Below are 236 nucleotides of genomic sequence, written 5' to 3' on the forward strand. Positions count from 1 at the left end.
CGATGGTCGGGGCCAGCAGCGGGGCAAGGCCGATGATCAGCATCAGCCGGGACAGCAAGCGCGCGGCGTCGGAGCCCACAAACCGGTCACGGATAACGGCGATGGCCACCACGCCGGCGGCGGCGTTGAAGAAACCCTGCAGGACCCGCAGCCCAATCAGGGTGCCAATGCCGGGCGCGACGGCGCAGAGCAGGGAGACGACCACGTGGAGACTGATGCCGATCAGCAGCGGGAGG

Annotated in this window: 1 pseudogene; it reads right to left on the bottom strand. The window is 69.1% G+C overall.

Annotated features, from left to right (window positions below):
• A pseudogene (locus tag SB717_RS39540) lies at positions 1 to 236 on the bottom strand (MFS transporter); the annotation flags it as partial.

Source organism: Priestia sp. SIMBA_032 (assembly GCF_046535215.1).
Lineage (GTDB): Bacteria > Bacillota > Bacilli > Bacillales > Bacillaceae_H > Priestia > Priestia aryabhattai.